A 25,491-nucleotide genomic window follows, 5' to 3' on the forward strand; every position below is an offset into this window, starting at 1 on the left:
TCTGGGCGATAATTACGCCCATGAACGATACCACCACCTTACCCCCATTGCCCGATCGCTTGTCGATCGACCCCAGCAGCCCTTACCACGTTGCAGCCGTGTTCGAGAACGACGTCGGCATCCGCTTCAACGACAAGGAACGTCTTGACGTGGAAGAATATTGCATCAGCGAACGCTGGATCAAGGTTGCTTCCACCAAGTCCCTCGACCGCCGCGGCCGTCCGCTGCAGATCAAGCTGAAGGGCAAAGTCGAAGCGTTCTACCGCTAAGCAACACCTACAGTTGTCATCGAGGCCGATTTGCATCGGCCTTTTTTACGTCCGCAGGTATTGCCCAGCAGGCCGATCAGGCTGCCGGCGGCTGGAAGGCGCAGAAGCCCGGCCACTGGTCGCGGCTGTCACACACTTTCAGGCAACCTTTGTTCTCCTTGAACGTGGCGACGACCTTGATGGGGAAACCATAGAGTGGCGTGGTGGCCAGGAAGGCGGTCGAGCAGCTTTGCTCGTTGCTGAAGCGGAAAGTGATTTCTTCGCGGCGGCCCTTGCGCTCAAAGCTCAGCATGAAGGTTTCATTGCTGTTCCACTGCGCCTTGCCTGGTACGCGGAAACGGTAGCGGGGGCTGCCCTGTTGCTGACCCTCAAGTTTCTGCCCAAAGACGCGGCTGCTGGCCGTGGCCGTTTCGACCTTGGCAACGGGATACACGACGCCAAAGATATAGGTGCCGGCAAACCCCTGGTCGAAGCCAAGTCCCTTCTGGTAAAACGGCACGACGATATGCGGTGCACCCGCGTATTCCACGGTATTGCGCGCCGTCACGCGCGACGTCAGCTTGTCATCGGGCTCTTTGCCGAAGACCACGTCCAGTTCCAGCAAAGCTTGTTGCTTGTCGATATCTTGCGCCAGATAATCCTTGGGGAACGTTTCGCCGTGCACGCAGCCGGCCAGCAAGGAGGCGGCAAAGCAGCCGGCGATCAGTTTACATATTGTCATGGCTGTTTTCCTTCCGGCGGCGCGGAGATGAGGCCCAGCCCCGTCACTTGCAAGCCGTTCTTGCCTTGTTTCCATTGAAATTGCTGGCCGAACCAGGCCAGTTCCAGCTCGCGCCGGATGCGGATCGAATCCGTGCGGCCCTGGCGCGCCTTGATGGCGGCGCCCGCCTGCGCGGAAGCGGCGTCCGACAAGGGCTTCAGCCACCGTTGATAGGTGTCCGGCGGCAAGGCCAGCTCACCGGCCACGCCGTTGTCGCGCGTGGCAACGATGATGCCCACCTTCGTCAGCGTATTCGTCAGATAGGCGCCGCGCCGCCCGTCGGGCGAGACGGAGACGAGCATGGCATGCGGATAATCGCCGCGGACGTTGCCCGGCACGTCAAACCACAGCAATTCGCCCGTGCCCGTATCGAGCGCGCGTCCGTCGCGGGGAAACAGCAGCACCTCGCTGTTGCCCGGCTGCGGCACGCCCCATTCGGGGTCGCGTTCCGTGCGCACCATGTTGTCGCGCTGCATGGGACTGATGGGCCGCATCAGCGGCTCGCCATTCTGCACGCCGATCAATATCGTGCCCTGGCCCGTATAGCCCTTGGTAAACGCCAGCAGCATGGGCTGGCCTTCGCGCGTGGCCTTGATCGGCCGCACTTCCACCACCTCGCGCGCGCCGCCGGGCCAGTAGCCGTGCCGGCGAAAAGTCAAGGTAACGAGCGGGTCGTGGCGGTCACGCGTGACGACAAAGTCGCCGTATTGCTTCATCACCGGCACGTAGGATGTTTGCGCCTGCGCGGCGGGCAGGACGGCGGCCAGCAAGCTGGCGGAGGCCGCCAGGCGGCATAAAGAGAGGGACAGCATGGCATCCTGTAAAGGTCGCACGGGGCGAAGAATCAGAATTCTAAACGATTCCTCGCCAGCAACACTGCCCAATTGGAAACATCAGCGGCGCTGGATTTCGATCAGCTCGATCTCGAACAACTTGGGCCACAGTTTTCCCGTGACAAACAGGCGCTTGCCCCGTGCATCCCAGGCGATGCCGTTGAGCACGGCGTCTGGATTGGCCGTGCCCCGCTGCCCGGGTGGCAGCAAGCCCGTCAGGTCGATCCAGCCGACAACCTTGCCGCTGGCCGGGTCGATGCGGGCGATCACGTCCGCGCCCCACACATTGGCAAACAATTCCCCGTCGACCATTTCCAGCTCGTTCAGGCGCTCGATGGCGCGGCCCTCGGCCTTCACCTCGAAGCGGCGCACCTCGGCCAGGGTCTTCGGATTGAGCACGCGGATGGCGGAGCTGCCGTCGCTCATGTAGACGAATTGACTGTCGCTGGCCAGGCCCCAGCCTTCGCCCTGGTAACTGAATTTGCGTTTCAATTTGAAGGTCTTCAAGTCGAAGACGTAGCCGGTCTGCGAAATCCAGGTCAGGCCCAGGATTTCATCGCCCACGTCGGTGATGCCTTCGCCAAATACTGTTTTGTCCAGCATGGTTTTCTGCAAGACCTTGCCCGTCGCCAATTCCACCTTGCGCAAGGAGGACTGGCCGTTCTGGCCCGTGCTTTCATACAGGTGGCCGTCCTTGAACAGCAAGCCCTGGGTGAACGCCTGGGGATCGTGCGGATAGGTATTCTTGACGAAATAGCCATACACGGGAATGGCCGCCTGGGCGTAGCCCATTTCGCTCATCAGGCCCACGGTGCACAACAATCCCAGCAGCAGCGAACCTGCCGTGCGTTTCACACTTGTTTTACCGATATTCTTCATATTCTTGACGGTGGTTGGCGAGTGCCTATTGTAAACGGGCCGCGTCCGCCATGCGCGTCCTGACGAGCTCGAGCCAGGCACGGGCGGCAAACGACAGCCGCCCGCCGCGGCGCCAGGCCAGCATCAGATTCCACTCCACGGGCGGACCGTCCAGGGGAATCACGTCAAACTGGGCGGCATCGAGCGTGTCGCAATACATCTTCGGCAGCAGGCAGATGCCCACGCCCAGCTGTACCAGCGAAGCAATGAAGTCCCACTGGCCGCTGCGGCCCGTGATGCGCGGCGCGAAGCCGGCCCGCTGGCAGGCATCGAGCACGATGTCGTTCAGGGCGAAGGCGGCGCCATAGAAAATGAAGGGACTATCGGCCAGCTCGGCCAGGGCGACGGAAACGCGTCCCTGCCACGCAGAACCGGGCGCGGCCAGCAGGCACAGCGGCGAGCGCACGAGGGGCAAGGCTTCGAAATCCTGCCAAGTGGCCGCATTGCCCGGGTAGTCGAGCATGGTGCCCAGTTCGACCGTGCCGGTGCGCAAGTCGCGCTCGATCGCCTGCGTGCCGCTTTCATACATCTTCAACTCGATGCCCGGATAGCGCTGGTGGTATTCGGCCAGCCACGGCGCCAGGGTCGAATGGGTTTGCGGCGACACGCCGACGCGCAGCTCTCCCCGCTCCAGATGCTGCAGGTCGCGCAATTCCACTTTCAGTTCCGCGTGCAGGGCCAGCAACTCATGCGCGCGCGCCAGCACCACCTGGCCCGCGTCCGTCAGGGTAAACCGCTTGCCCGCGCGGTCGAGCAAGGCCAGGTCCAGCGACTGCTCCAGCTGGGCGACCATCTTGCTGACGGTGGGTTGCGTCACGTGCAGCCTGGCGGCCGCGCGCGTAAAACTGGCTTGCTCGACCACTTCGACGAAGTAGCGCAAGGAGCGGATATCCATAATGCATTCCAATATCGAATGATAATCATGAGTTTAAGTCATTTTATCTTTTGATGCGGGATCCCTACAATGAGAACTTCCCCCTGCCGCTAGAAAGCCCGCCGTGAAAGCCGTCCCTTATTCCACTACCGCCCCACTTTCCGTCCCCGTCTGGCGCCAGCCCGCGCAGACCGTGTGGCAAGTGGGCGTGCTGATCGCCGCCTGGTGGCTGGCCGATGCGGCCGCTTCCGCCCTGCACCTGCCGTTTTCCGGCGGCGTCGTCGGCCTGTTCGTGCTGGTGGCACTGCTGCTGGCCGGCTGGGTGCGGCCAGCAGCCATCGAACTGGGCGCGAACTGGCTGCTGGCCAATATGCTGCTGTTCTTCATTCCGCTGGTCGTGTCCGTGGTGCAATTTACGCAACTGCTGAAGTCACAGGGTTTGATGCTGTTCGTGAATATCGGCCTGGGCTTTGCCAGCGTGATGCTCGCCACGGCGTTCACCGTGGAATGGGTCTGCCGCTATGAGCGCAAGCTGCGCCTGCAAAAGTTGCTGCGCCAGCGCACAGCCAGGGCGCAAGCATGAACACCGTGCTCTTGTCCCTGCTGTTTTTGCTGCTGACCCTGGTGCTGTTCTACGCCAACCAGGCGCTGCACCGCCGCCATCCGCACTTTTTGCTCACGCCCGCCATTTGCACCTCGGCGATATTGATCGTCATCGTACAAGCGACCTCGACGCCGTTCGCCACGTATTTCGGCGAAACGCGCTGGCTGCCGTGGCTGCTGGGGCCGGCCACCATCGCGTTTGCGCTGCCCATCTTCCAGGAGCGCAAGCTGATCCGCAAACACTGGCTGGCCCTGTCGCTGGGCAGCTGCGCCGGCATTGTCGCCTCGGTCGCCGCCACCCTGCTGCTGGACCGCTTGCTGGGGGTGCACGGCGACATGGCGCGCAGCCTGCTGGCCCGCTCCGTGTCGACGCCGTTCGCGCTGGAAGCGTCGCGCCACATGGGCGGCTCGGCCCAGCTGACGGGCATTTTCGTGGTGATGACGGGCTTGTTCGGCCTGCTGCTGGGCAAACCGCTGCTGAAACTGCTGCCCTTACGCATGCGCATCGCCCGTGGCGCCCCGTATGGCGCGGCCGCGCACGGTTTTGGCTTGTCCGTGGCGCGCCGGGTGGGCACGGAAGAAGGCGCCGTGGCCAGCCTGACGATGATTTTTTCGGGCGTCGTGACGGTGCTGCTGGCGCCGCTGCTGGGGCGCTTGCTCGCTTAACGTTCCCTCGGCGCGATTGCGGCAGGTCAAAACGGCAAGCGCGGGTTGGGCGATAGTGGGCGGAGTTTCGTTCGCCCACCATCCCGGAAACCCTATGGCAAGCACATCCAATCCAGGGCCGCAAGCCTTGCAAGTCGACTATTTTTCCGCCAGCGACCAGTTCCTGTTCACGCAGACGGCCGCCGATCTGCTGGAGCAGCAAGCCAATCTCGACCTTGACGCGCAAGTCGATGCCGGCCTGGCCTATCAGGTCAGCCAGTTCCAGTCACAAATGAAGAACCGGGCGATGACCGCCGGCGACCGCATCCTGCCCGCCTACATCGGTCTGCTGAGCCAGGCGACGGCCTTTGCCGCGCTATGGGACGCCGCCTACCAGTTGCAACGGCCCCGGCTGGCGCAAGCGGCGCAGGATGGCGCCGCGCGCGCCGACATCGCGCAGGTCTACCGGCAACTGGCGGTGCAATCGGGACACATCAACCAGCAAGCCCAGGCGCTGTCGGGCGACATGCGCGTCATCGCCGGCGAACTGGCGCCGCTCAACGCGGGCTTCAACACGGCGCTGTCGGCCACCATCGCCGCTCTGGGCGCCGCTGCCAGCGCATCATCGGCCAGCATCGACCAGCTGAAAGCCGCCATCAACACGAATATCGCCGATATCGTCGCCGGCGCCAACAAAACGGGCGCTGCCGTCACGGAATTGATCGTCAAGACCATGACCACCATCAGCGACGCCCAGAGTGATGGAAAGTCCGCGCCATCGGGCGACTTCGTGGTGCAAGGCATCGATGCGGCGGAACAGGGCGTGGCCGAAACGGCGCAGGCCCGCACGGCCCTGAACGCCAACAATGCCCTGCTGGCCAGCGCCTACCAGCAGCTGGCCGACGCCGATGCGCTGGTAGCCGTGGCCAAGGTGGTGCAGGTGCAGAACAGCCAGTTCACCAGCGCGTTCAACAGCGCACTCGATACGGCCCAGGTGCTGGCCGAGGACTGGGGCCAGTCGCCGCAGGCGCCGCCAGCGACGGGCGTCAGCGCCGGCCTGGCCGCCTTTGCCGACGCCGTCGCCGGCATGGCCAGCGATGCCGACGCCGAGACGCTGGGCGGGCAGCTCGATTACGCCAACACGGCGTGGCAGCTGCTGGCCGCCAGTCTGGCGCCGCTGGAGCAAACCATGACAGGCGCGTCCTGAACGGTGCGCCACCGCTTGTCCCCACAACGATCCATCCGAGGAGCCGCGCATGTCGAATCAAAACCAGGCAGCACAAGGCATCAGCACCGCCAACAAAGCGCAATGTTCACAAGCGCTGCTGATACAAACCTACGCCAACAGCATCAACGAGCAGCCCAGCGTGGATTTTTCGGGCGACGCCAATTTGCTGAAATACCAGTCGCAAATCAACGATGGCCTGGGTCAGGCGCAAACCCACGCCACCGCCTACCTGAATGTCATCCAGCCCACGATCATTGCCAACATCGCCAATATCGGCAATTACTATGCGCTCAACAATGCCGTGCTGACGGCCTTGCCTACCGGCTCGACCGAGGCGCAATGGATCGCCACCCTGACGGCGCTGCAACAGCAATCTCAGCAATACCAGACAGCCGCGAATGGCGTCGTCAGCGCACTGCAGACCTTGCACGACAACCTGACCACGGATTCCGCCTCGTTCTCCACCACCGTCAGCGACCTGAACGCGGCCGTGAATGGCGACAATGGCGTGCTCAGCTCCATCAACAGCCAGCTCGGCACCATCCAGGGCCAGATCGACGGCGCCATTGCCGGCACCGTGCTGAGCGGCCTGGCCATCGTGGGCGGCACCTTCATGGTCGTCGTCGGGGGCGTGGCCGATTTCGTCACGGCAGGCACGTCGACGCCGCTGGTGGTGGCCGGTGTTGCCGTCGTGGCCGCCGGCATAGGCGGCGAAGTGGCCTCGGCCATCACCCTGAAAAACCTGAACGATGAAAAGGCGACCCTGCTGGGACAGGAAGCGTCGCTGACGGCCGAAGTCAAGCTGTCCACCGGCATCAGCAGCGGCTATGCCAGCCTGTCGAACCAGGTGCAGGCAGCCGTGCAATCGGCCACGCAGATGGAAAACGCGTGGGAATTTCTCAGCAGCGACTTGGGCAGCCTGATCAGCGATCTGCAGCAAGGCATACAAAACACGGACACCATCCGCAGCCTGTTCCTGACGGCCGCCAACACGGAAATGCAAGCCGTCACCACGGACATCACCACCATCAAGGGGCAGATGACGGGCGTTACCAGCATCGTCGCGCCCAAGGGCCAGACGGTGGGCGAAGCGGCCGTCGCCGCAGCGGCGTGAGCGCCATGGCCGGCCTGCTGACGCAAACCCTCGCCAACCTGCTGGCCGCGCAGCAGCGGATCGCAGCCCTCGGTGGCTTGCCGCCAGCCGCCCAGCAGATCCAGGCAGGATGCAATGCCTTGATTCAACCCATGCTGGCGCAAACGCGCGCGCTGCAGCAGGCTGTTGCCGCCTTCGTCCAGACGGCAACGCCGCAACTGGCGCAAGTACAAGGCATGCTGTCGGCGCAGGCGCCGCTGCCTGACATCAAGGCGACCATGGATGCCCTGCAGCAGCAGGCACAGCAGCTGCAAGGCACAGCCAACGCCACGGCCGGCACGCTGACGGCGCAAACGGCGCAATTGATGGGGTATTTCAACCAGCTTGCCGGTGTCGAAGCGGGCCTGCAAAGCCAGGTCACGGCCTTGCAGGGGCAGCTGGGCGACGCGCAAAGCGAACTCGATGCGGCGCAGAAGCGCTATTACTATCTGCTGGCGCTCGGTCCGTTCGGCCTGGTCGGCCTGGCCGTGGCCTTGGGCCTATACTTGAAATGGAAATCCGATGTCAGCGACCTGCAAAGCCAGATCGGCGGCTTGAACGGCCAGATCGGCGCCTTCAATGGCATGAAGGCGGCGTGCCAGCAGCTGGGCACGGATTGCCAGGGCCTCGCCAGCAGCATTGCAGGCGTGCGCAATGCCGTCAATTTCCTCGTCAGCGACCTGCTCGAGGTCAACGACGACCTGGACGCGGGCGATGCCACGGTCGTCATTGCCCTGATGGCGACGGCGGCCAGCACGGAACTGGCCACCCTGGGCACGGATGCCGCTTGAAGCGCCTGGCATCCATTGCTTGCAGGGACTGACGGCACGGGCGTTTATCGGGGATAATACGTCTTTCCCCTTGCCAGCACCCGCGCCACGATGAAATACCCCGCAGTTCAGCCTTTCAGCGATATCCTGCCCCGCTTGAGCGAGTTCGATGCCATCATCGATGTGCGCAGCCCGTCCGAGTTCGCGGAAGACCATTTGCCGGGCGCCATCAACCTTCCCGTGCTGGACGACGAACAGCGCGTGCGCGTCGGCACCTTGTACAAGCAGACGAGCGCCTTCGAAGCGAAGAAGCTGGGCGCGGCGCTGGTGGCGAAAAATATCGCGCGGCATATCGAAGAGGGTTTGCTCGGTCACCCGCAGCATTGGAAGCCGCTCGTCTATTGCTGGCGCGGCGGCAACCGCAGCGGCGCCATGGCGCACATCCTGGCGCGCATCGGCTGGCCCGTCACGCAGCTCGAGGGCGGCTACAAGGATTACCGGCGCCACGTGAACGCCGAGCTGGCCACCCTGCCCGAGCCCTTCGACTTCATCAACGTGCTGTGCGGTCCCACGGGCAGCGGCAAGAGCCGCTTGCTGCAAGTGCTGGACAGCCAAGGCGCGCAAGTGATCGACCTGGAGCAATTGGCGGCCCACCGCGGTTCCGTGCTGGGCGGCTTGCCCGAGGAAGACCAGCCATCGCAAAAAGCGTTTGAAAGCGCGCTGTGGCAGCAACTGCGCACTTTCGACCCGGCACTGCCCGTCTTCATCGAATCGGAAAGCAAGAAAGTGGGCCGTTTGCGCGTGCCCGATGCGCTGATGGAAAAGATGCGCGCAGCCGATTGCACGGACGTGCGCCTGGCCACGGACCAGCGCGTGCAATTGCTGATGCAGGACTATGACCATTTCGTCGGCGACCCGGCGCGCCTGAACGTGCAGCTGGCCCTGCTGACGCAGCTGCATGGCAAGGAAAAAATCGCCCACTGGCAGCAACTGGCCACGTCTGGCCGGATGGCCGAGCTGGTGGAAGAACTGCTGGTACAGCATTACGACCCCGTTTACCGGCAATCCATTGCCCGCAACTTCAGCCGCTATGCCCAGGCGACGCCGCTGGTACTGCCCGATATTTCAAAACATGCCTTTGAGCAAGCCGCGCGCGCATTATGTGCTATCGTCGGCGAACACCGTACCGCCAGCGCCGCGTGATGCCTGGCTTGCCACCTAATTACTTATTTCAGCAGGATGAAGACCATGTCCGATAGCGCAGCAACATCCGTTACACCGATCCGATTGACCGAATTTGCCCATGGCGGCGGCTGCGGCTGCAAAATTGCGCCGGGCGTGCTGGCCGATATTTTAAAGGGCAGCGGCGGCTTTCCCCTGCCGAAGGAATTACTGGTCGGCATAGAAACCTCGGATGACGCGGCCGTCTACCAGCTCAACGACGAGCAGGCGCTGATCGCCACGACGGACTTCTTCATGCCCATCGTCGACGACCCGTTCGACTTCGGCCGCATCGCCGCCACCAATGCCATCTCCGACGTGTACGCCATGGGCGGCACGCCCATCATGGCCCTGGCTCTGGTCGGCATGCCGATCAACAAGCTGCCCGTGGAAACCATCGGCCTCATATTAAAAGGCGGAGAAACCATCTGCGCCCAGGCCGGCATCCCCATTGCGGGCGGCCACACCATCGACTCCGTCGAGCCGATCTATGGCCTGGTCGTGCTGGGCCTCGTGCACCCATCGCAGGTGAAACGCAACGCGGGCGCGCGCGTCGGCGACAAACTGGTATTGGGCAAGCCGATCGGCGTGGGCATCTTGTCGGCCGCGCTGAAGAAAAATGCGCTCGACACGGATGGCTACGCTTCCCTGATCGACAACACCACCAAATTGAATACCCCGGGCAAGAAGCTGGCCCTGCTCGATGGCGTGCATGCGCTGACGGACGTGACAGGCTTCGGCTTGCTGGGCCACACCCTGGAACTGGCGCGCGGCGCCAAGTTGCAGGCGCGCATCGCCATGGATTCCGTGCCGCTGCTGCCGCAAGTGCAGCAACTGGCGCACAACGGCAACATCACGGGCGCCTCCGGCCGCAACTGGCAAGGCTACGGCGCGCAAGTAGCGCTGGCCGACAGCCTGAGCGCCATCGACAAGGCGATTTTGACGGACCCGCAAACGGCCGGCCCCCTGCTGGTGGCCTGCGCGCCGGAAGCCGTCGAGCAAGTGCTGGCGATTTTCCGCGCCGAAGGCTTTGCCGACGCCGTCGTTATCGGCGAGATGCAGGAAGGCACGACCGGGGTTTCCGTATATTAATGAACAATTTTTTTTAAAGGCAGTCCCATGACCACATTCTCAAAATTCCCCGCCATCCTGGCCACCGTCGCCGCCACCCTCGCCATCCACAGCGGCCTGGCGCAAGCGCAGCAAGTGTTGCGCGTGTCCGCCATTCCCGACGAAGCGCCGACGGAGTTGCAGCGCAAATTCAAGCCGCTGGGCAGCTACCTGGAGAAAAAGCTGGGCATGAAGGTGGAATTTACGCCTGTCACCGATTACGCGGCCTCCGTGGAAGGCTTGATCAATAACAAGCTCGACATGGTCTGGTTCGGCGGTTTCACGTTTGTTCAAGCCAACGTGCGCAGCGGCGGCAAGATCGTCCCACTGGTGCAGCGTGAGGAAGACACGAAATTCCGCTCGGTGTTCGTGACCACCAGCAAGGACATCAACCAGTTGTCGGACCTGAAAGGCAAGAATTTCACGTTTGGTTCGGAATCGTCAACCTCCGGTCACTTGATGCCGCGCTACTACTTGCTGGCCGCCAAGATCAATCCGGACACGGACATGAAGCGCATCGCGTTCTCGGGCGCACATGACGCCACCGTGGCGGCAGTGGCCGGCGGCAAGGTCGATGCGGGCACTTTGAATATCTCCGTGTGGGAAAAACTGGTCGAAGCGAAAAAAGTCGATCCCAGCAAAGTACGCGTGTTCTACACGACGCCCGGCTACTACGACTACAACTGGAGCGTGCGCGCCGACATGAACCCCGTCGTGCGCAAGAAGCTGACGGACGCCTTCCTGGCGCTCGATCCATCGACGGCCGAAGGCAAGGAAATCCTCGAACTGCAGCGCGCCACCAAGTTCATCCCGACCAAGGCCGAGAACTACAAGGATATCGAAGCGGCCGCGCGCGACGCGAAGTTGTTGAAGTAATTTTCGACAAGCAGCAGAAATCCGGGGTCAGACCCGCCGGGTCTGACCCCAGCCCTCATTTGCACCGACACATAGCATGACATTCCAACTTCACAAGGTCTCCGTCCACCACGCGGGCGCCGCCGGCAATGCGCTGGCGCTGCGCGAACTGAGCCTGGACGTGGCCCAAGGTGAACAGATCGCCCTGATCGGTCCCTCCGGCGCCGGCAAGACCAGCTTGCTGCACACCTTGGCCTGCGCGCTGCGCCCGGAATCGGGCACATTAAGCATCCTGGGCACTTCACCGTGGCAGATCGGCAGCGCCGAACGCCACACCCTGCGCGCGCGCCTGTTCCTGGCACCGCAAACGCCGCCGCTGCCGCCGCGCCAGCGCGTCGTCAACGCCGTGCTGGCGGGCCGCTTGCCGCAATGGAGCTTGTGGACGGCGATGCGCTCGCTGCTCGCGCCCGTCGACCCGCGCGCCGCGTGGGAAGCTTTAGGTAAATTCAACTTGCAAGATAAACTGTATGCAAGAGTCGACCGCCTGTCGGGCGGCGAACGCCAGCGCTGCGGCATGGCCCGCGCCCTCGTGTCGGATGCGCAAGTATTCCTCGTCGACGAACCCTTGTCCGCGCTCGACCCCACACTGGCCTTGCAGACGATCCATGTGCTGCAGGCCGAAGCGACAGCGCGCAACGCCACCCTGATCTGCAGCCTGCACCAGGTGGAAATCGCCCGCACCTGCTTTACGCGCATCGTCGCCCTGCGCGATGGCCAGATCGTGTTCGATGCGCCCAGCAACGAGGTTAGCGACGCCATGATCGCCGAGCTTTACCGCAACAAGGCCGATCCCACACCGCAATTTGAGGCCGTGGAAACAAATCTGGACGCCGCGAGGCCCCTTTGCTGAACAGCGCCGACGCCGCCATGCCGCGCGACCCTGCCTGGCGCGGCCGCCTGACCATCACGGCCGTGGCGCTGCTCGTGCTGTGGCCGATGCTGGTGCAGGCCGAATTCAAGCCGTGGATTTTATGGGATGCGCAAAGCCTGGCGGCCACCTGGCAATTCATCGCCAGCTTCGTGCCGCCCGCCCACTCGCTGGAATTTTTGCAACTGGTGGCTGTGTCCAGCTGGGAAACCATCGCCATGGCCACGGCCGGCATGGCGCTGGCCATGCTGGGCGCCATCCCATTGACCCTGCTGGTGACGGAGCGCCTGTCGATTTCGCGCATCGGCAGCGGCAAAGTGTCGCCGCTGGCCGCCGCCTTGCGCCACGCAGTCCGTGCGCTGCTGGTGCTGCTGCGCAGCGTGCCGGAACTGGTCTGGGCTTTATTATTAGTGCGCATCGTGGGACTGGGACCGACGGCCGGCGTGATCGCCATTGCCCTTACCTATTGCGGCATGCTGGGCAAGGTCTACGCGGAAATCCTCGAATCATCGGATGCGTCCGCCTGCAACGCCCTGCTCCACAATGGCAGCGGCCGCCTGAAAGCCTTGCTGTACGGTGCCTTGCCCGAATCGGCCGCCGAACTGGTGTCGTACACGATTTACCGCTGGGAATGCGCGATCCGCGGCTCCGTCGTCATGGGCTTTGTGGGCGCGGGCGGCCTGGGCCAGCGCATGGATGAATCGATGAAAATGATGGCGGGCAATGAGCTGGCCACCATGCTGATGGTGTTCGTGCTGCTGGTGGCGGGCGCCGATGCCGTGTCCGCCATGCTGCGCCGGAGGCTGGCATGAAGCATCTGAATTTCGCCGCGATGCCCGCGCCTGCGCCCGTGCGCTGGTCGACCTGGGCATTGCTGGCCGGTTTGCTGCTGCTGGTCATCGCCAGCTTCGCCACCCTGCCCCTGAAATGGGGCGAATTCTTCAGCGCCGACGCCGTGCGCACGAGCGCCGACTTCCTGCACGGCTTCGCCCCGCCCGAGCTGGCCAGCCCCTTCCTGATGAAAGTCGGCGTCGCCACGTTCGAGACCCTGGCCATGTCGGCCATCGGCACGGTCATCGCAGCCGTACTGGGCGCACTGCTGGCCCTGCCCGCCAGTGGCCGCTTTGGTTCCTTGGCGCGCAACGCCACGCGCGCGGTGCTCAACGTGCTGCGTTCGATCCCGGAACTGGTGTGGGCTTCGATTTTGCTGATCGCCGCCGGCCTGGGCCCGTTCGCGGGCACCCTGGCGCTGGCGCTGCACACGGTAGGCGTGCTGGGCCGTCTGTTTGCCGATGCCTTCGAAAACTGCCCACCCTTGCCGGCCACCACCTTGCGCATCAATGGCGCGCGGCCCGCCGTGGCCTTTTTGTACGCGACCTTGCCGCAATGCAGTCCGCAGATGATGTCCTACACTTTGTACCGCTGGGAAAACAATATCCGCGCCGCCGCCATCCTCGGCGTCGTCGGTGCGGGCGGCCTGGGGCAGATGCTGAAATACCATCTGTCGCTGTTCCAGATGCAGAACGCCGCTACCGTCATCGTCGCCATGCTGCTGATGGTGGCGGCCGTCGATGGCCTCAGCTACCTGCTGCGCCGCGCCATGACCCGTTAACTTTCACTTTTCACAAGGACAAGCCATGTCAGGCTGGTGGACCATTATCTCGACAGAAACGCCGGAGCAAATGGCCGATATGACGAAAGTCAACAAGGAAGCATTTCTCGCCACGTGGGAAGCGGGCCTGTTCGGTGCGGACTGGATCGCGCAACTATGCCAGCAAGGCAAGGCGACCCAGCTGGCCTTCAACGGCTTTCCCAACCGCTACACGGCACTGGCGAACGTCGTCGTGCCGCTGCTGCAGGCGGGCATCGCCGAAGCGCAGGATGGCGAATTTCCGCAAGGCCAGTTGACGGGCTGGCCCGGCTGCATTACCGTGCACCAGAACCGTATTGCCGCATGTGAACCCGGTCAACTGCTGACCATCGAAGTGTGGGACCAGTCCTGAGTGGCACCCGATAAATACGAACGGGGAGCCGGCACGGCAGCGATGCTGTTAATATCGCCAATGACCGCTATGACTGAGCTTGTCGCCTGAGGAATCCTGAAAATTTGAACAATATTCTCATCCGCCCCACCACCGCCAGCGACTGGCCCGCGCTGAAAGCCGCGCGCCTGGCCGCCCTGCTCGACGCCCCCACGGCCTTTGGCGCCAGCCATGCCAGCGCGGCCGGTTTTTCCGATGCCGACTGGCAGCAGCGTGCCGTCAGCACGCCGCAGCGCACCTTTTTCCTCGCCTTTGATGGAGACAAACCCATTGGCCTCGCCGCGCAAGTGGTGGCCGGCAATGGCGAGTGCCATCTGATCGCCATGTGGGTGCATCGCGAATATCGGGGCCTGGCCGTGGCGCAGGGCCTGGTCGACGCCGTGAAACAATGCGCCGTGAACAATGGCCATGCTCGGCTGGTGCTCGACGTGGCGCCGGAAAATGCGCGCGCGGCCGCGTTTTATCAGAAACAGGGCTTTGTCTTTTTGCCGGAATGGGAAGCACTGGAAAGCCATCCGCATATCCAGGTGCAGAAAATGGAATGGCTGGCACCCGCATAAGCATTAACAATAGAAAGAGGAAACGCGATGCGACGATCTATTGCAAAACTCCTGCTATTCATAAGCGCCCTTGCCGGCAAGGCAAACGCTGACAATATTCCACAGATCGTTCTTGAATATGCGCATGCGTTTGCGCAAACACAGGCGGGTGACAAGCAAGCATCCACGCCGCCAGCCGAATATGCGCAGTGGTTCTTTCAAGGCTTGACTCATCCATACGGTGGAATTCTCACGCAATCAGACGTCATGCGTGATGCCTACACGAATGGTCAACGCTATTGGCGCGACCATCCATCCGAACACGCCAATATCATGGCAGGCTATGGCTACCGTACCATCGAACGCGATGGCGTCTGGTCGCGAGGCTTTGAAAAGAGCATGTTCCAGCCGGCCCAGCTTGACCCTGGTGACGCCGGCCCATGGTGGCTAAATTCCTTCGGCAGTGTTGCATGGCGGGACGTTGGCCTGGTGGCGCCCAATTCAGCCTATGAGCAGCCGCTTGTGCATATTGTCGCTTATCTCAGTCCCAAAGGTCATTATGGCCATCTGGGCGCCTATGAGCACGAGGCATTGGTCATTTCGGGCACCGCCATTAAAGCCGCGGATCATTGATGGTGAATCCGGAAAACGGCAATTTCAAGCACTCCATTCATCCCAATTGACATCCTGTCTTCAAAACCACCTGGCGCCTGTGTTTTTTTCTACACTCTGCCAGGCTGGGATTACGATTACTTGGGAGTCAAATGAACAGGATGAATATGCGTGCAATCGCTGGTCTTCTGCTGTGTTTATGCGCCGCTGCGGTCCAGGCCCAGGAGGAAACGGTGCAAGCCGTGGAGCCAGCCGGCCAGGAGGCGGCGGCCTCCGTCAATGTCAAAGGCATCCGGGATCCGGACTGGAAACCCTACAGTGCCATGCTCAAGGGCGTCAAACGGTTCGAGGAAAAACATGTTCTGGCGCCTGGCGCGCAGCTGCGCTTCATCCTGGAGCCGCGCCGTGCCGAGGTCGACATGCACGCCATCGCCCTGCGGCTGGAAAGCGACGAGGCGGGGATGGCGATCCCGCTGGGCGAGCGCAATATCTTCAGCTTGCCCGTCGAGCAGGGTCCGCTGTATGAGAAAGCCGAGCTGAGCGTGAACCGCAAGGCTGGCTCGATTCGGTGGATTCCCTACGTCAGGAGCGCGGCCACCAGCGACACCATCCGCCGCCTGGGTGACCTGCGGCTGGCGTGCGAAGTGCATTGGGCCATCGACAAGGACACCTTGCCTTTCGCCATGCGCACGGCGATGGGCGCACTGGGCGGCCCCTGCAATTTCGTGTCGCAAAAAGGCACCTACAGCTTTTCGGAACCACGGCGCATCACGGCCGCGACGATCAGCGACAACGGCAAAAGCGCGCCCGTGCCCTTCAGCGGGTCGTCGTTCACGCCGCCGCTGCGGGAGCAGGACTGGAGCGACGACAGCGTTGTCGAGCTGACGTTCGACGACACCCAAACTGCGCGGTGACTATTTCACCCGCTGCTTTTCCAGCTTGCGCGCCAGCGTACGCCGGTGCATACCCAACCGACGGGCCGTTTCCGAAATATTAAAATCCGTCTCGGCCAGCATTTCGTGGATGCGTTCCCATTCCAGCGTCTTGATGTTGGTGGCGCGGTTGGTCAGTTCGATGTCGGCGTTGCCGGCCACGTGGCCGAAGGCCGCTTCGATGTCGTCCGTGTTCGACGGTTTCGCCAGGTACTGGCAGGCGCCCAGTTTGATGGCTTCGACGGCCGTGCCGATGCTGGCGTAGCCCGTCAGCACGACGATCAGCATTTCCGGGTCGTGCTGGTGCAGCATTTGCACGCAAGCCAAGCCCGACGTATTGCCGTTGAGTTTCAGGTCGACGACGGCGTAGTCGGGGCAATGCTGCTCCAGCAAGGCGCTCGCTTCATCGAAATTGGTGGCCAGGATGACCTGGTAGCCGCGCCGCTCGAACGAGCGGCCCAGGGTGCGGGCAAACGCGGCGTCGTCTTCGATGATCAGTAACAGACGGTCATCCTGCATGGTGGTCGCTTTCTCTTTCCAGTTTGATGGCCGCCAGCGGCAAGGCCAGGTGCACCACCGCCCCGCCCTGCACCCGGTTGCGTGCCGTCACCGTGCCGCCCAGGGTACGCGCGACATTGACCACCAGGAACAGTCCGAGACCGCCGCCGGGCTTGCCCTTGCTGCTTTGATACGGCTTGCCCAGGTGCGTCAGCATCGACGGCTCGAAGCCGGGACCCGCATCGGTAATGACCAGGTGCAAGGCGTCCGCTTCGCGCGTGGCTTCAAAGCGCAGCCACTCGGGCGACGCTTCCAACGCATTGTCGAGCACATTGCAAATGGTTTGTTTCAGGGTCGAATCAAAGACGACGGGCACGTCGTGCTCGATGCGGTTATCGTACTCGAAACCCTGGATCGGCCGGCTGGTGCGCCACTCGTCGACCAGGTCGTTGAGGAAGGTATTGATCGTCGTTTTCACGGAAGATTCCCCGCGCGCCTCGCCCGCCGACAACAGAATGCCGCTGACGATGCTCTTGCAGCGCTGCAACTGCGCCTGCATTTCCGTGATTTCTTCCAGCAATTCGCTATTCTTGCTCAGTTCCGGCATGCGGCGCCAGTCGCCGAGGATGACGGAGAGGGTTGCCAGCGGCGTGCCCAGCTCGTGCGCGGCGCCCGAGGCAAGCAAGCCCATGCGGATGATGTGCTCTTCTTCCGCCGCGCGCTGGCGCAAGTCCGCCACCTTGGCGTCGCCAGCGCGCTGGTTGCGGTTGATGCGCGTGATGAACACCACCAGCAAGGCCGCGTTCAAAATGAAGCAGATCAGCAGGCCCTGCACGTAGAGGCTGGAAAAGCCCCGCTCCGGGTCGATCGGCAGGATCAAGGGGCCGGGCAGCAAGGCCAGGCCGGCCAGGCACAGGCTGGTGATGGCCACCATGATCCAGGTCGACCACACTTCCAGCAGCACGGCGCTGAGGATGACTTGCAGCAGGTACAGGAAGGCAAACGGGTTGCTGATGCCGCCGCTCAGGTAGAGCTGGGCCGTCAGCACGGTGACGTCGACCAGCAGAGCGAGGAACAGGGCCGTGTTGGAAACGGGCTGGCGTTCGTGCCAGCGCAAGAGGCTGGCAAGATTAAAAGCGATGAGGCAGGACAGCACTTCGAGCATGTAAGGCACGGGCAAGGCGATGCCCAGTCCCACGCCCACGCCGAAGATCGTGCTGATCTGGCCGATCACGGCCAGCCAGCGCAGCTGGATCAGCAACTTCATGTTCTGGTGGCCGGCCGGATGTTCCATCTCGGCCGCCACCGCACCGCGCTCTAACACTTCGCGGTTGGGCAGGATCTCAATCCTGCCCGGCATGGTCACTCTCTTGCGTGCCGGCACTACGGCGCGCGCGGCGGCGCTTGTCTTCGCGCACGATCCACCAGCTGATGCCAGCGACCATCAGGGCCAGCGCAAACCACGTCAAGGCGTACACGAGGTGGTTGTTGTGGAAGGAAATCACGGTCAGGCCGCCGACGGGTGCATCAACGGCCGTTTCCGATTTGGCCTTCGCATCGACAAAATACGGCGCCACGTTGCTCAGCATGTGCGAGGCGCCGATGGCGGCCACGTCGCGCGAATACCAGTGCTGCGTGGCAGGACTGTTTTCGCGCAGGAAACCGCCGCCCGTCTCGCTGACGCGCAGCAAGCCGTCGACGTGCACGATGCCGGCCGGCGTGCTGGCGGCGATGCCTTCCCGTTTCGGCACGAAGCCGCGGTTGACCAGCACGGTGCTGCCATCGGCCAGACGCAAGGGCGTCATCAGCCAGTAACCGCTGCCCAGTGCCGTCGTTGCTTGCACCAGGGTATTGAAAATGGGGAGATAGGTACCGGAGAGTCGCACATGGCGGTATTCATCCGTTTGCTGCGTGATGCTGGCCCAGGCTGCGGGTCCAGGTGCGTCCGTTGCGGGCGCATGTACGCGTTGTTCGACGCGCTCGATCAGGTCAAGCTTCCAGAACAGGCGTTTGACTTGCCAGGTGCCCAGGGCACAGAAACCGGCAAACAAGATCCCCGCCAGCAAGGCCAATGCAATTTTTGAATAATGCACGACCATGCCGCGTGGGCCTGGCGCGGCATCTTGCGATGCGGCGCCAGGGGCGCGCCCGGTGTTGCTTGGGCGCGTATTACTCATCATGGAGCCGTTTTCGTATGCATGTACTCAGGCATCAGATCCGGCATCATGTTGTGGTTCATGTGGTACATGACCCACAGGGAACCGGCCATGGCGATGCCCACGATCATGATGGTGAAGATCAGCGCCATCATGTTCCAGCCGCCTTCGGACTTGGTGTTCATGTGCAGGAAGTACACCATGTGCACCACCACTTGAACAGCCGCGAACGCCAGCAGGACCAGGCCCATGGTGCCCGAGTTGGTGATGGCTTTCGTCATCACCAGCCAGAATGGAATGGCCGTCAGGATCACCGACAGGATGAAACCGATCGTGTAGCTTTTCAGGCTGCCATGATCGTGGTTGTCATGGTGGTGGCTATCGCCGTGTGTGTGGTGGTCGCTCATGGCAGCACTCCCATCAGGTAGACAAAGGTGAAGACGCCAATCCAGATGACGTCCAGGAAGTGCCAGAACAGCGACAGGCACATCATGCGACGGCCGTTTTCCGGGGTCAGACCATGCTTGTTCAACTGGAACATCAAGGTCACGAGCCAGATCACGCCGAACGTCACGTGCAAGCCGTGGGTGCCGACCAGGGCGAAGAACGACGACAGGAACGCGCTGCGCTGCGGACCGGCGCCTTCGTGGATCAGATGAATGAATTCATACATTTCCAGCGACAGGAAGGCCAGGCCGAACAGGCCCGTGATGCCCAGCCAGACCAGGGTGCTGCGCAATTGCTTGCGCTGCATGGCCAGCATGGCGAAGCCGTAGGTGATCGACGACAGCAGCAGCATGGCCGTGTTGACGGCCACCAGCGGCAGGTCGAACAGCGCGGCGCCCGTCGGGCCGTCCGCATAGCTGCGGCCGACCACGGCGTACGTGGCGAACAGACAGGCGAAGATCAGGCAATCGCTCATCAGGTAGAGCCAGAAACCCAGCAGGCTGCCGTTTTCCGGGTGGTGCTCGCGCACAAAGTAGCTGCGCGTGCTTGGTGCGGCGCCAGCGGCGCCGGTGTTATGGGCGATGGTATCAGACATGGCTGCTCAGCAATTTAGTATAAGCGTCTTCGGTACGGACCACTTCTTCCGCAGGAATGTAGTAATCGCGCTTGTAGTTAAAGGTATGGACGATGATGGTGACCATCATGATCACGAAGCCGATGCTGGCGACGAGCCACATTTGCCAGATCAGGCCAAAACCAACCAGTGCGCTCAGCGCGGCGATCACGAAACCAGCCCAGGTGTTCTTCGGCATGTGGATCTTCGTGAAACCGGACGTCGGACGCTGGTAACCGTGTTTCTTCATGTCAGTCCATGCATCGAGTTCGTGCACTTGTGGCGTGAAGGCGAAATTATAGTCTGGCGGTGGCGACGACGTCGACCATTCCAGCGTACGGCCACCCCATGGGTCACCGGTCACGTCGCGCAGGGCGTGACGGTTGCGGTAGCTGACGAAGAACTGGATCAGCATGGAAGCGATACCCAGTGCGATCGAGACGGCGCCAAACCAGGCGATGATGGTCCAGATTTGCAACGATGGATCTTCAAAGTGGTTGACACGACGGGTCACGCCCATCAGGCCCAGCACGTACAGCGGCATGAAGGCCAGGTAGAAGCCGACGAACCAGAACCAGAACGAGCACTTGCCCCAGAACACGTCAAGCTTGTAACCGAAGGCTTTCGGGTACCAGTAGTTGATCGCAGCAAATACACCGAAGACCACGCCGCCGATAATCACGTTATGGAAGTGGGCGATCAGGAACAGGCTGTTGTGCAGCACGAAGTCCGCTGGTGGTACGGCCAGCAATACGCCGGTCATGCCGCCGATGGTGAAGGTGACCATGAAGCCGATCGTCCACAGCATAGGCAGTTCAAAGCGGATACGGCCGCGGTACATGGTAAACAGCCAGTTGAAGATCTTCGCGCCCGTCGGGATCGAAATGATCATCGTCGTGATGCCGAAGAAGGAGTTGACGCTGGCGCCCGAACCCATGGTGAAGAAGTGATGCAGCCATACCAGGTACGACAGGATCATGATGACGCAGGTGGCGTACACCATCGAGGCGTAGCCGAACAGGCGCTTGCTGCTGAACGTGGCGACGACTTCCGAGAACACGCCGAACAGCGGCAGGATCAGGATGTAGACCTCAGGGTGACCCCAGATCCAAATCAGGTTGACGTACATCATGGCGTTGCCGCCCAGTTCCGTCGTGAAGAAGTTAAAGCCTGCAACGCGGTCCAGCGACAGCATGGCCAGCACAGCCGTCAGCACAGGGAAAGCGGCGACGATCAGGATGTTGGTGCACAGTGCGGTCCAGGTGAAAACGGGCATTTTCATCCAGGTCATGCCTGGCGCGCGCATCTTGACGATGGTGGCGATCAGGTTGACACCGGACAAGAGCGTCCCGACCCCGGCAATCTGCAAGGACCAGATGTAATAGTCTACCCCCACGTCCGGACTGCCGACGATGCCCGACAGCGGTGGATACGCCAGCCAGCCCGTGCGGGCGAATTCGCCGACGAACAACGAAGCCATGACCAAGGCGGCGCCCATGGTGGTCATCCAGAAGCTGAAGTTGTTCAGGAAAGGGAAAGCCACGTCGCGCGCGCCGATTTGCAGCGGCACCACGTAGTTCATCAGACCCGTCACGAAAGGCATCGCGACGAAGAAGATCATGATCACGCCGTGGGCGGTGAAGATCTGGTCGTAGTGATGCGGTGGCAGGAAGCCGGCATTGTCGCCAAAGGCAACAGCCTGCTGGGTACGCATCATCAGCGCGTCGGCAAAGCCGCGCAGCAGCATGACGAGGCCCAGGATCATGTACATGATACCGATTTTTTTATGGTCGATACTGGTGATCCAGTCGCGCCACAGGGTACCCCAGACGCGGAAATACGTCAGTGCCGCAACGAGTGCGATACCGCCCAGGGCAACCATCGCAAAGGTCGCCAGCAGGATAGGTTCGTGAAATGGAATTGCATCCCAAGTCAGACGGCCGAATATAAGCTTCGTCAGATCAATATGGTCTAGCATTGTTACTCTCAGAGAAAAAAGGGAGGCGCCAGGCAAGCGGCGCCAGTATCTGCAGCGCAATGCGCTGCGGGATTCATGCAGTCGTTACTTGGCTTGAACGCCCTTTTCAACTACTGCATCGCTAGCGACTACTGCCGTTACGGCCGCTACCGGGCTATTTGCCATCGTCAATTTGTATGGCTCGACCGGCGTCACGCACAGGGCGTCGGAAACGATGGTGCGATTCAGAATTGCCTTGTACAGATCGCTAGGCACGGCGCTGTAGCGGCGCACCGGATCGCGTTCGCTAGGCTGGGCCAGCGACAGGTAGTCGTCGCGGTTCAGCGCGCCGCCACCGGCACGTGCCGATGCCACCCATTTGTCAAAGTCCGCATCATTCACGCCATGGAACTTGAAGCGCATGCCCGAGAAACCGGCACCGCTGTAGTTGGCGGAGAAGCCTTTATAGACACCAGGCTTGTTGATGACGGCATTCAACTGCGTTTCCATGCCCGGCATGGCGTAGATCTGACCTGCCAGTGCGGGGATGAAGAACGAGTTCATGACGGACGACGCGGTGATCTTGAAGCGGATCGGACGATCGACGGGCGCGTACAGTTCATTCACGGAAGCGATGCCTTGCTCCGGGTAGATGAACAGCCACTTCCAGTCCAGGGCCACGACTTCGACGATCATCGGCTTGTGGCTGGCAGGAATGGGGCGGTTGGCGTCGATACGGCTCAATGGGCGGTATGGATCGAGGGTGTGGGTGCTGATCCAGGTCAGCAGGCCCAGCACGATAATGATCAACAGGGGCGCGCCCCAGATGATCAGCTCGAGGCGAGTCGAGTGGTCCCAGTCCGGCTCGTATTTGGCCGCGGTGTTGTTTTTTCTATAGCGCCATGCGAAAAGCAGGGTCAGGGCGATTACCGGAACGATAATCAACAGCATCAGCAATGTCGAGATGACAATCAGATTGCCTTGCTGAACTGCGATGTCACCAGACGCGTTCAGTACCACCGTATTGCAACCAGCCAACAATGCGAGAGGTAAAAGAAGCAGTCCGCGACGAACTTTTAATGAAAACATACAGGAAAGTCCAGTACAGGGGATGAAGATATGGTACTGTATTCTCACTGGAGCGCGTTGGCAATTGGACGTTTTGTCCACCCCCTTGCTCGGATTTTCACTCGGTAGTTGCGGAGTTTTCCTACAGCTATCTATTGAATAGTCCTACTCCGGGCGTGAGACACCCGGGGTATGTTACGCGTTGGCCGAACTCGAAACTATATTGGAGACGATCATCATGTCCAGCACGCGCATACACAGCGGGGATGTACCCGCCGACTTTTCCCCCCACTCCCTGCGCGACGCACGCGGGGCCGGCACGGTCGAATCGCATATCGACCCCGGTGAGATCGCCGTCGGCGTGATCATCGGCCGCGCTTCCGAATACTTTGACTTCTTTGTCTACGCCATCGCCTCGGTGCTGGTGTTTCCGCGCGTCTTCTTCCCGTTTGAAGAACGCCTGGAGGGTACATTATATGCATTCCTGATTTTCTCGTTCGCCTTCATCGCCCGTCCGTTCGGCACCGTGATCTTCATGGAGATCCAGCGCCGCATGGGACGCAGCGCCAAGCTGACGATCGCCCTCTTCCTGCTGGGCGTGTCGACGGCCGGCATCGCCTTCCTGCCGACGTATTCGCACCTGGGCTTTGCCGCCATCATCTGGCTGTCCGTGCTGCGCATCGGCCAGGGCGTGGCCCTGGGCGGCTCGTGGGATGGCTTGCCGTCGCTGCTGGCCCTGAACGCGCCCGAAAACAAGCGCGGTTGGTACGCCATGCTGGGCCAGCTGGGTGCGCCCGCCGGCTTCCTGATCGCCGCCGGCCTGTTCTGGTTCATGCTGACCACCCTGACGGATGAGGACTTCCTCGACTGGGGCTGGCGCTATCCTTTCTATGTCGCCTTCGCCATCAACGTGGTCGCCCTGTTTGCCCGCCTGCGCCTGGTGTCGACGAATGAATATGCGCGCCTGCTCGACGAACGCGAACTGCAGCCCGTGAGCGTGTTTGAAATGAGCCGCGGCCAGGGCCGCAACGTGCTGATCGGCGCCCTCGCCGCGCTGGCCAGCTACGCCCTGTTCCACCTCGTCACCGTGTTCCCGCTGTCGTGGATTTCCGTCTACCAGACCCGTTCGGCCTCGGACTTCCTGCAAATCCAGATGCTGGGCGCCGTGCTGGCCGCCATCGGCGTCGTGATTTCCGGCTTGCTGGCCGATAAAGTGGGCCGCCGCACCACCCTGGGCGTGCTGGCCGTACTGATCGCCATCTTCAGCGCCTTCGTGCCAACCCTGATGGGTGGCGGCAACTTTGGCCAGGACGTCTTCATCCTCGTCGGCTTCAGCCTGCTGGGCCTGTCCTACGGCCAGGCAGCCGGCGCCGTGACGGCCAACTTCCCTGCCCGCTTCCGCTACACGGGTGCGGCGTTGACGTCCGACCTGGCCTGGCTGGTCGGTGCCGGTTTCGCCCCGCTCGTGGCGCTGGGCCTGTCGGCCAACTTCGGCCTGGCCTACGTCAGTTTCTACTTGCTGTCGGGCGCCGTCGCCTCGCTGGCCGCCCTGAGCCTGAACCGGGCGCTGGAAATCCGCGACTGACATATATATATATATATATATATATAGGCAATCCGGGTGGCGGCGTGCCGTCACCCGGAACACCCCACGAAACGCCGGCATCGTCCGGCGTTTTTTGTGGGTCGGCTTAGCCCGCAGGGCTTAAGCCGACAGGCGCGCAACGAAGATTGTCAGATTACGCTGCGCTAATCTGACCTACGCAACTAAAACCCGGCCAGGCGCGCGGCCTGAAAAAACGCCGGCATCGTCCCGCGTTTTTGCGTAGGTCGGCTTAGCCCGCAGGGCGTAAGCCGACAGGCACGCCACGAAGATGGGCAGATTACGCTTCGCCAGTCTGACCTACGCAGTGAAAACCCGGCCCGGCTCACTGTATCGCCAGTTGCCGGCCGCCGGTGCCTTCCTTCTTCGGCAAGTCCAGCAGCAACACGCCATTTTCGTAGCGGGCCTGCGCGCCAGCCTCGTCCACTTCTTGCGGCAGCACGAAGCTGCGGTATTGCTGGCCGTACTCGCGCTCGCTGCGCACGGTCTTGCCTCCGCTATCGCGGGTCACCCTTTCATCCTTGAGTTCAGCGCTGATGGAGACGCGGTTGCCGTCGATGGACACCTTGATATCGTCCTTGTTGACGCCTGGAATGTCTGCCTGCACCTGATACGCTTGCTCAGTTTCGGAAATGTCGACGCGCATGCGTGGCGAACCGCCATCGCGCAGGCGCAGGGCGGGCGCGAAAAAGTCGTGCATGAATTCTTCCATGTCGCTGAACGGGTCGAAACGTGCCAGCGGGTTTTGCGGATCGCGACGGATCAAATGATTAGCCATGATGTCCTCCTGCATGGTCTGGTTTGCACACGGTGGCCAGCCGCATGGGCGCCACCACCTCCTGCATCTTAGGATGTCAACAACCAATCTCTTTGATCCG

29 protein-coding genes are annotated in these 25,491 nt (G+C 62.0%); 17 read left to right on the plus strand and 12 right to left on the minus strand.

Annotated elements, in window-relative coordinates; translation table 11 throughout:
* Positions 1 to 20: 20 nt before the first annotated feature.
* Entirely contained in the window at positions 21 to 269 is a 249-nt protein-coding gene (locus tag P9875_RS16285) for a DUF3297 family protein (protein WP_010398340.1), read from the plus strand.
* Positions 270 to 345: 76 nt separating this feature from the next.
* Here P9875_RS16285 and P9875_RS16290 read toward each other — a convergent pair whose 3' ends face one another.
* The 4 genes from P9875_RS16290 to P9875_RS16305 all read right to left on the minus strand — a co-directional run bounded on the left by P9875_RS16290 (position 346) and on the right by P9875_RS16305 (position 3,675).
* Positions 346 to 990 (minus strand): hypothetical protein, encoded by a 645-nt coding sequence (locus tag P9875_RS16290; protein WP_278315937.1) that lies wholly within the window; start codon positions 988 to 990, stop codon positions 346 to 348.
* Positions 987 to 1,841 (minus strand): hypothetical protein, encoded by an 855-nt coding sequence (locus P9875_RS16295; RefSeq protein WP_278315938.1) that lies wholly within the window; start codon positions 1,839 to 1,841, stop codon positions 987 to 989. The genes P9875_RS16290 and P9875_RS16295 overlap by 4 nt, the downstream gene beginning before the upstream one ends.
* 81 nt (positions 1,842 to 1,922) lie before the next feature.
* Positions 1,923 to 2,717 (minus strand): glutaminyl-peptide cyclotransferase, encoded by a 795-nt coding sequence (locus P9875_RS16300; RefSeq protein ID WP_235211669.1) that lies wholly within the window; start codon positions 2,715 to 2,717, stop codon positions 1,923 to 1,925.
* 49 nt (positions 2,718 to 2,766) lie between these two features.
* Complete coding sequence (locus tag P9875_RS16305) at positions 2,767 to 3,675, minus strand: LysR family transcriptional regulator (RefSeq protein WP_278315939.1); 909 nt, start codon at positions 3,673 to 3,675, stop codon at positions 2,767 to 2,769.
* 103 nt (positions 3,676 to 3,778) lie between these two features.
* Here P9875_RS16305 and P9875_RS16310 point away from each other — a divergent pair, with 103 nt between their 5' ends.
* The 15 genes from P9875_RS16310 (at position 3,779) to P9875_RS16380 (ending at position 16,253) form a co-directional block, all read left to right on the plus strand.
* On the plus strand, positions 3,779 to 4,237 hold the full coding sequence (locus P9875_RS16310; protein ID WP_278315940.1) for a CidA/LrgA family protein: 459 nt from the start codon (positions 3,779 to 3,781) through the stop codon (positions 4,235 to 4,237).
* Positions 4,234 to 4,923 carry an LrgB family protein gene (locus P9875_RS16315; protein WP_278315941.1) on the plus strand — a complete coding sequence of 230 codons (690 nt, stop codon included), beginning with the start codon at positions 4,234 to 4,236 and terminating at the stop codon, positions 4,921 to 4,923. Before P9875_RS16310 ends, P9875_RS16315 begins: the two co-directional genes overlap by 4 nt.
* 94 nt (positions 4,924 to 5,017) lie before the next feature.
* Positions 5,018 to 6,109, plus strand: a complete 1,092-nt coding sequence (locus P9875_RS16320) for a hypothetical protein (protein ID WP_035818995.1) — start codon at positions 5,018 to 5,020, stop codon at positions 6,107 to 6,109.
* A gap of 49 nt (positions 6,110 to 6,158) precedes the next feature.
* Positions 6,159 to 7,244, plus strand: coding sequence for an HBL/NHE enterotoxin family protein (locus tag P9875_RS16325; RefSeq protein ID WP_051958568.1), 1,086 nt, complete (start codon positions 6,159 to 6,161; stop codon positions 7,242 to 7,244).
* On the plus strand, positions 7,241 to 8,053 hold the full coding sequence (locus P9875_RS16330) for a hypothetical protein (RefSeq protein WP_278315942.1): 813 nt from the start codon (positions 7,241 to 7,243) through the stop codon (positions 8,051 to 8,053). Before P9875_RS16325 ends, P9875_RS16330 begins: the two co-directional genes overlap by 4 nt.
* A gap of 90 nt (positions 8,054 to 8,143) precedes the next feature.
* Complete coding sequence (gene mnmH, locus P9875_RS16335) at positions 8,144 to 9,235, plus strand: tRNA 2-selenouridine(34) synthase MnmH (protein WP_278315943.1); 1,092 nt, start codon at positions 8,144 to 8,146, stop codon at positions 9,233 to 9,235.
* A 45-nt stretch (positions 9,236 to 9,280) separates the two neighbouring features.
* A complete protein-coding gene (gene selD / locus P9875_RS16340; protein ID WP_278315944.1) occupies positions 9,281 to 10,345 on the plus strand; it encodes a selenide, water dikinase SelD in 1,065 nt (354 codons plus the stop codon).
* A 27-nt stretch (positions 10,346 to 10,372) separates the two neighbouring features.
* Entirely contained in the window at positions 10,373 to 11,239 is an 867-nt protein-coding gene (locus P9875_RS16345; protein ID WP_099377113.1) for a putative selenate ABC transporter substrate-binding protein, read from the plus strand.
* A 76-nt stretch (positions 11,240 to 11,315) separates the two neighbouring features.
* On the plus strand, positions 11,316 to 12,128 hold the full coding sequence (locus tag P9875_RS16350; RefSeq protein WP_278315945.1) for a phosphonate ABC transporter ATP-binding protein: 813 nt from the start codon (positions 11,316 to 11,318) through the stop codon (positions 12,126 to 12,128).
* A 17-nt stretch (positions 12,129 to 12,145) separates the two neighbouring features.
* Positions 12,146 to 12,958 (plus strand): PhnE/PtxC family ABC transporter permease, encoded by an 813-nt coding sequence (locus P9875_RS16355; protein WP_278318841.1) that lies wholly within the window; start codon positions 12,146 to 12,148, stop codon positions 12,956 to 12,958.
* Complete coding sequence (phnE, locus tag P9875_RS16360; protein WP_278315946.1) at positions 12,955 to 13,758, plus strand: phosphonate ABC transporter, permease protein PhnE; 804 nt, start codon at positions 12,955 to 12,957, stop codon at positions 13,756 to 13,758. Before P9875_RS16355 ends, phnE begins: the two co-directional genes overlap by 4 nt.
* Positions 13,759 to 13,783: 25 nt before the next feature.
* On the plus strand, positions 13,784 to 14,149 hold the full coding sequence (locus tag P9875_RS16365; RefSeq protein WP_176389072.1) for a hypothetical protein: 366 nt from the start codon (positions 13,784 to 13,786) through the stop codon (positions 14,147 to 14,149).
* 104 nt (positions 14,150 to 14,253) lie between these two features.
* Positions 14,254 to 14,748 (plus strand): GNAT family N-acetyltransferase, encoded by a 495-nt coding sequence (locus tag P9875_RS16370; RefSeq protein ID WP_278315947.1) that lies wholly within the window; start codon positions 14,254 to 14,256, stop codon positions 14,746 to 14,748.
* A 27-nt stretch (positions 14,749 to 14,775) separates the two neighbouring features.
* A complete protein-coding gene (locus tag P9875_RS16375) occupies positions 14,776 to 15,360 on the plus strand; it encodes a hypothetical protein (RefSeq protein ID WP_278315948.1) in 585 nt (194 codons plus the stop codon).
* A gap of 146 nt (positions 15,361 to 15,506) precedes the next feature.
* Complete coding sequence (locus tag P9875_RS16380) at positions 15,507 to 16,253, plus strand: hypothetical protein (RefSeq protein ID WP_278315949.1); 747 nt, start codon at positions 15,507 to 15,509, stop codon at positions 16,251 to 16,253.
* On the opposite strand, the gene P9875_RS16385 is transcribed toward P9875_RS16380, so the two are convergent.
* From P9875_RS16385 to cyoA, 7 genes are all read right to left on the minus strand, one after another.
* Positions 16,254 to 16,790: a response regulator transcription factor gene (locus P9875_RS16385; RefSeq protein WP_099377157.1), complete on the minus strand. Its 537-nt coding sequence runs from the start codon at positions 16,788 to 16,790 to the stop codon at positions 16,254 to 16,256.
* Entirely contained in the window at positions 16,780 to 18,129 is a 1,350-nt protein-coding gene (locus tag P9875_RS16390; RefSeq protein WP_034748064.1) for an ATP-binding protein, read from the minus strand. Before P9875_RS16390 ends, P9875_RS16385 begins: the two co-directional genes overlap by 11 nt.
* Positions 18,113 to 18,949 carry an SURF1 family protein gene (locus P9875_RS16395; protein WP_278315950.1) on the minus strand — a complete coding sequence of 279 codons (837 nt, stop codon included), beginning with the start codon at positions 18,947 to 18,949 and terminating at the stop codon, positions 18,113 to 18,115. Before P9875_RS16395 ends, P9875_RS16390 begins: the two co-directional genes overlap by 17 nt.
* Positions 18,946 to 19,332: a cytochrome o ubiquinol oxidase subunit IV gene (cyoD, locus tag P9875_RS16400; RefSeq protein WP_034748058.1), complete on the minus strand. Its 387-nt coding sequence runs from the start codon at positions 19,330 to 19,332 to the stop codon at positions 18,946 to 18,948. The genes P9875_RS16395 and cyoD overlap by 4 nt, the downstream gene beginning before the upstream one ends.
* On the minus strand, positions 19,329 to 19,967 hold the full coding sequence (gene cyoC, locus P9875_RS16405; RefSeq protein WP_034788486.1) for a cytochrome o ubiquinol oxidase subunit III: 639 nt from the start codon (positions 19,965 to 19,967) through the stop codon (positions 19,329 to 19,331). Before cyoC ends, cyoD begins: the two co-directional genes overlap by 4 nt.
* Entirely contained in the window at positions 19,960 to 21,963 is a 2,004-nt protein-coding gene (cyoB, locus tag P9875_RS16410) for a cytochrome o ubiquinol oxidase subunit I (RefSeq protein ID WP_278315951.1), read from the minus strand. Before cyoB ends, cyoC begins: the two co-directional genes overlap by 8 nt.
* 84 nt (positions 21,964 to 22,047) lie before the next feature.
* Complete coding sequence (gene cyoA / locus P9875_RS16415; protein WP_071653323.1) at positions 22,048 to 23,031, minus strand: ubiquinol oxidase subunit II; 984 nt, start codon at positions 23,029 to 23,031, stop codon at positions 22,048 to 22,050.
* A gap of 217 nt (positions 23,032 to 23,248) precedes the next feature.
* Here cyoA and P9875_RS16420 point away from each other — a divergent pair, with 217 nt between their 5' ends.
* Positions 23,249 to 24,595 (plus strand): MFS transporter, encoded by a 1,347-nt coding sequence (locus P9875_RS16420; protein ID WP_099402010.1) that lies wholly within the window; start codon positions 23,249 to 23,251, stop codon positions 24,593 to 24,595.
* Positions 24,596 to 24,938: 343 nt separating this feature from the next.
* Here the strand turns inward: P9875_RS16420 and P9875_RS16425 are convergent, their stop codons facing one another.
* Positions 24,939 to 25,391, minus strand: coding sequence for an Hsp20/alpha crystallin family protein (locus P9875_RS16425; RefSeq protein WP_278315952.1), 453 nt, complete (start codon positions 25,389 to 25,391; stop codon positions 24,939 to 24,941).
* Positions 25,392 to 25,491: the final 100 nt, after the last annotated feature.

This window comes from Janthinobacterium rivuli (assembly GCF_029690045.1).
Classification (GTDB): Bacteria; Pseudomonadota; Gammaproteobacteria; order Burkholderiales; family Burkholderiaceae_D; genus Janthinobacterium; species Janthinobacterium rivuli.

Excerpts from the sequence above, each read along its gene's own strand:
- P9875_RS16380 (WP_278315949.1), top strand. The coding sequence starts at position 15,507 with ATGCGTGCAATCGCTGGTCTTCTGCTGTGTTTATGCGCCGCTGCGGTC.
- P9875_RS16345 (WP_099377113.1), top strand. The coding sequence starts at position 10,373 with ATGACCACATTCTCAAAATTCCCCGCCATCCTGGCCACCGTCGCCGCC.
- P9875_RS16315 (WP_278315941.1), top strand. The coding sequence starts at position 4,234 with ATGAACACCGTGCTCTTGTCCCTGCTGTTTTTGCTGCTGACCCTGGTG.
- cyoB (WP_278315951.1), bottom strand. The coding sequence starts at position 21,963 with ATGCTAGACCATATTGATCTGACGAAGCTTATATTCGGCCGTCTGACT.
- P9875_RS16290 (WP_278315937.1), bottom strand. The coding sequence starts at position 990 with ATGACAATATGTAAACTGATCGCCGGCTGCTTTGCCGCCTCCTTGCTG.
- P9875_RS16385 (WP_099377157.1), bottom strand. The coding sequence starts at position 16,790 with ATGCAGGATGACCGTCTGTTACTGATCATCGAAGACGACGCCGCGTTT.
- phnE (WP_278315946.1), top strand. The coding sequence starts at position 12,955 with ATGAAGCATCTGAATTTCGCCGCGATGCCCGCGCCTGCGCCCGTGCGC.
- cyoD (WP_034748058.1), bottom strand. The coding sequence starts at position 19,332 with ATGAGCGACCACCACACACACGGCGATAGCCACCACCATGACAACCAC.
- P9875_RS16425 (WP_278315952.1), bottom strand. The coding sequence starts at position 25,391 with ATGGCTAATCATTTGATCCGTCGCGATCCGCAAAACCCGCTGGCACGT.
- cyoA (WP_071653323.1), bottom strand. The coding sequence starts at position 23,031 with ATGTTTTCATTAAAAGTTCGTCGCGGACTGCTTCTTTTACCTCTCGCA.
- P9875_RS16420 (WP_099402010.1), top strand. The coding sequence starts at position 23,249 with ATGTCCAGCACGCGCATACACAGCGGGGATGTACCCGCCGACTTTTCC.
- P9875_RS16395 (WP_278315950.1), bottom strand. The coding sequence starts at position 18,949 with ATGATGAGTAATACGCGCCCAAGCAACACCGGGCGCGCCCCTGGCGCC.
- P9875_RS16285 (WP_010398340.1), top strand. The coding sequence starts at position 21 with ATGAACGATACCACCACCTTACCCCCATTGCCCGATCGCTTGTCGATC.
- cyoC (WP_034788486.1), bottom strand. The coding sequence starts at position 19,967 with ATGTCTGATACCATCGCCCATAACACCGGCGCCGCTGGCGCCGCACCA.
- P9875_RS16320 (WP_035818995.1), top strand. The coding sequence starts at position 5,018 with ATGGCAAGCACATCCAATCCAGGGCCGCAAGCCTTGCAAGTCGACTAT.
- mnmH (WP_278315943.1), top strand. The coding sequence starts at position 8,144 with ATGAAATACCCCGCAGTTCAGCCTTTCAGCGATATCCTGCCCCGCTTG.
- P9875_RS16305 (WP_278315939.1), bottom strand. The coding sequence starts at position 3,675 with ATGGATATCCGCTCCTTGCGCTACTTCGTCGAAGTGGTCGAGCAAGCC.
- P9875_RS16365 (WP_176389072.1), top strand. The coding sequence starts at position 13,784 with ATGTCAGGCTGGTGGACCATTATCTCGACAGAAACGCCGGAGCAAATG.
- P9875_RS16355 (WP_278318841.1), top strand. The coding sequence starts at position 12,146 with ATGCCGCGCGACCCTGCCTGGCGCGGCCGCCTGACCATCACGGCCGTG.
- P9875_RS16375 (WP_278315948.1), top strand. The coding sequence starts at position 14,776 with ATGCGACGATCTATTGCAAAACTCCTGCTATTCATAAGCGCCCTTGCC.
- P9875_RS16295 (WP_278315938.1), bottom strand. The coding sequence starts at position 1,841 with ATGCTGTCCCTCTCTTTATGCCGCCTGGCGGCCTCCGCCAGCTTGCTG.
- P9875_RS16350 (WP_278315945.1), top strand. The coding sequence starts at position 11,316 with ATGACATTCCAACTTCACAAGGTCTCCGTCCACCACGCGGGCGCCGCC.
- P9875_RS16325 (WP_051958568.1), top strand. The coding sequence starts at position 6,159 with ATGTCGAATCAAAACCAGGCAGCACAAGGCATCAGCACCGCCAACAAA.
- P9875_RS16390 (WP_034748064.1), bottom strand. The coding sequence starts at position 18,129 with ATGCCGGGCAGGATTGAGATCCTGCCCAACCGCGAAGTGTTAGAGCGC.
- selD (WP_278315944.1), top strand. The coding sequence starts at position 9,281 with ATGTCCGATAGCGCAGCAACATCCGTTACACCGATCCGATTGACCGAA.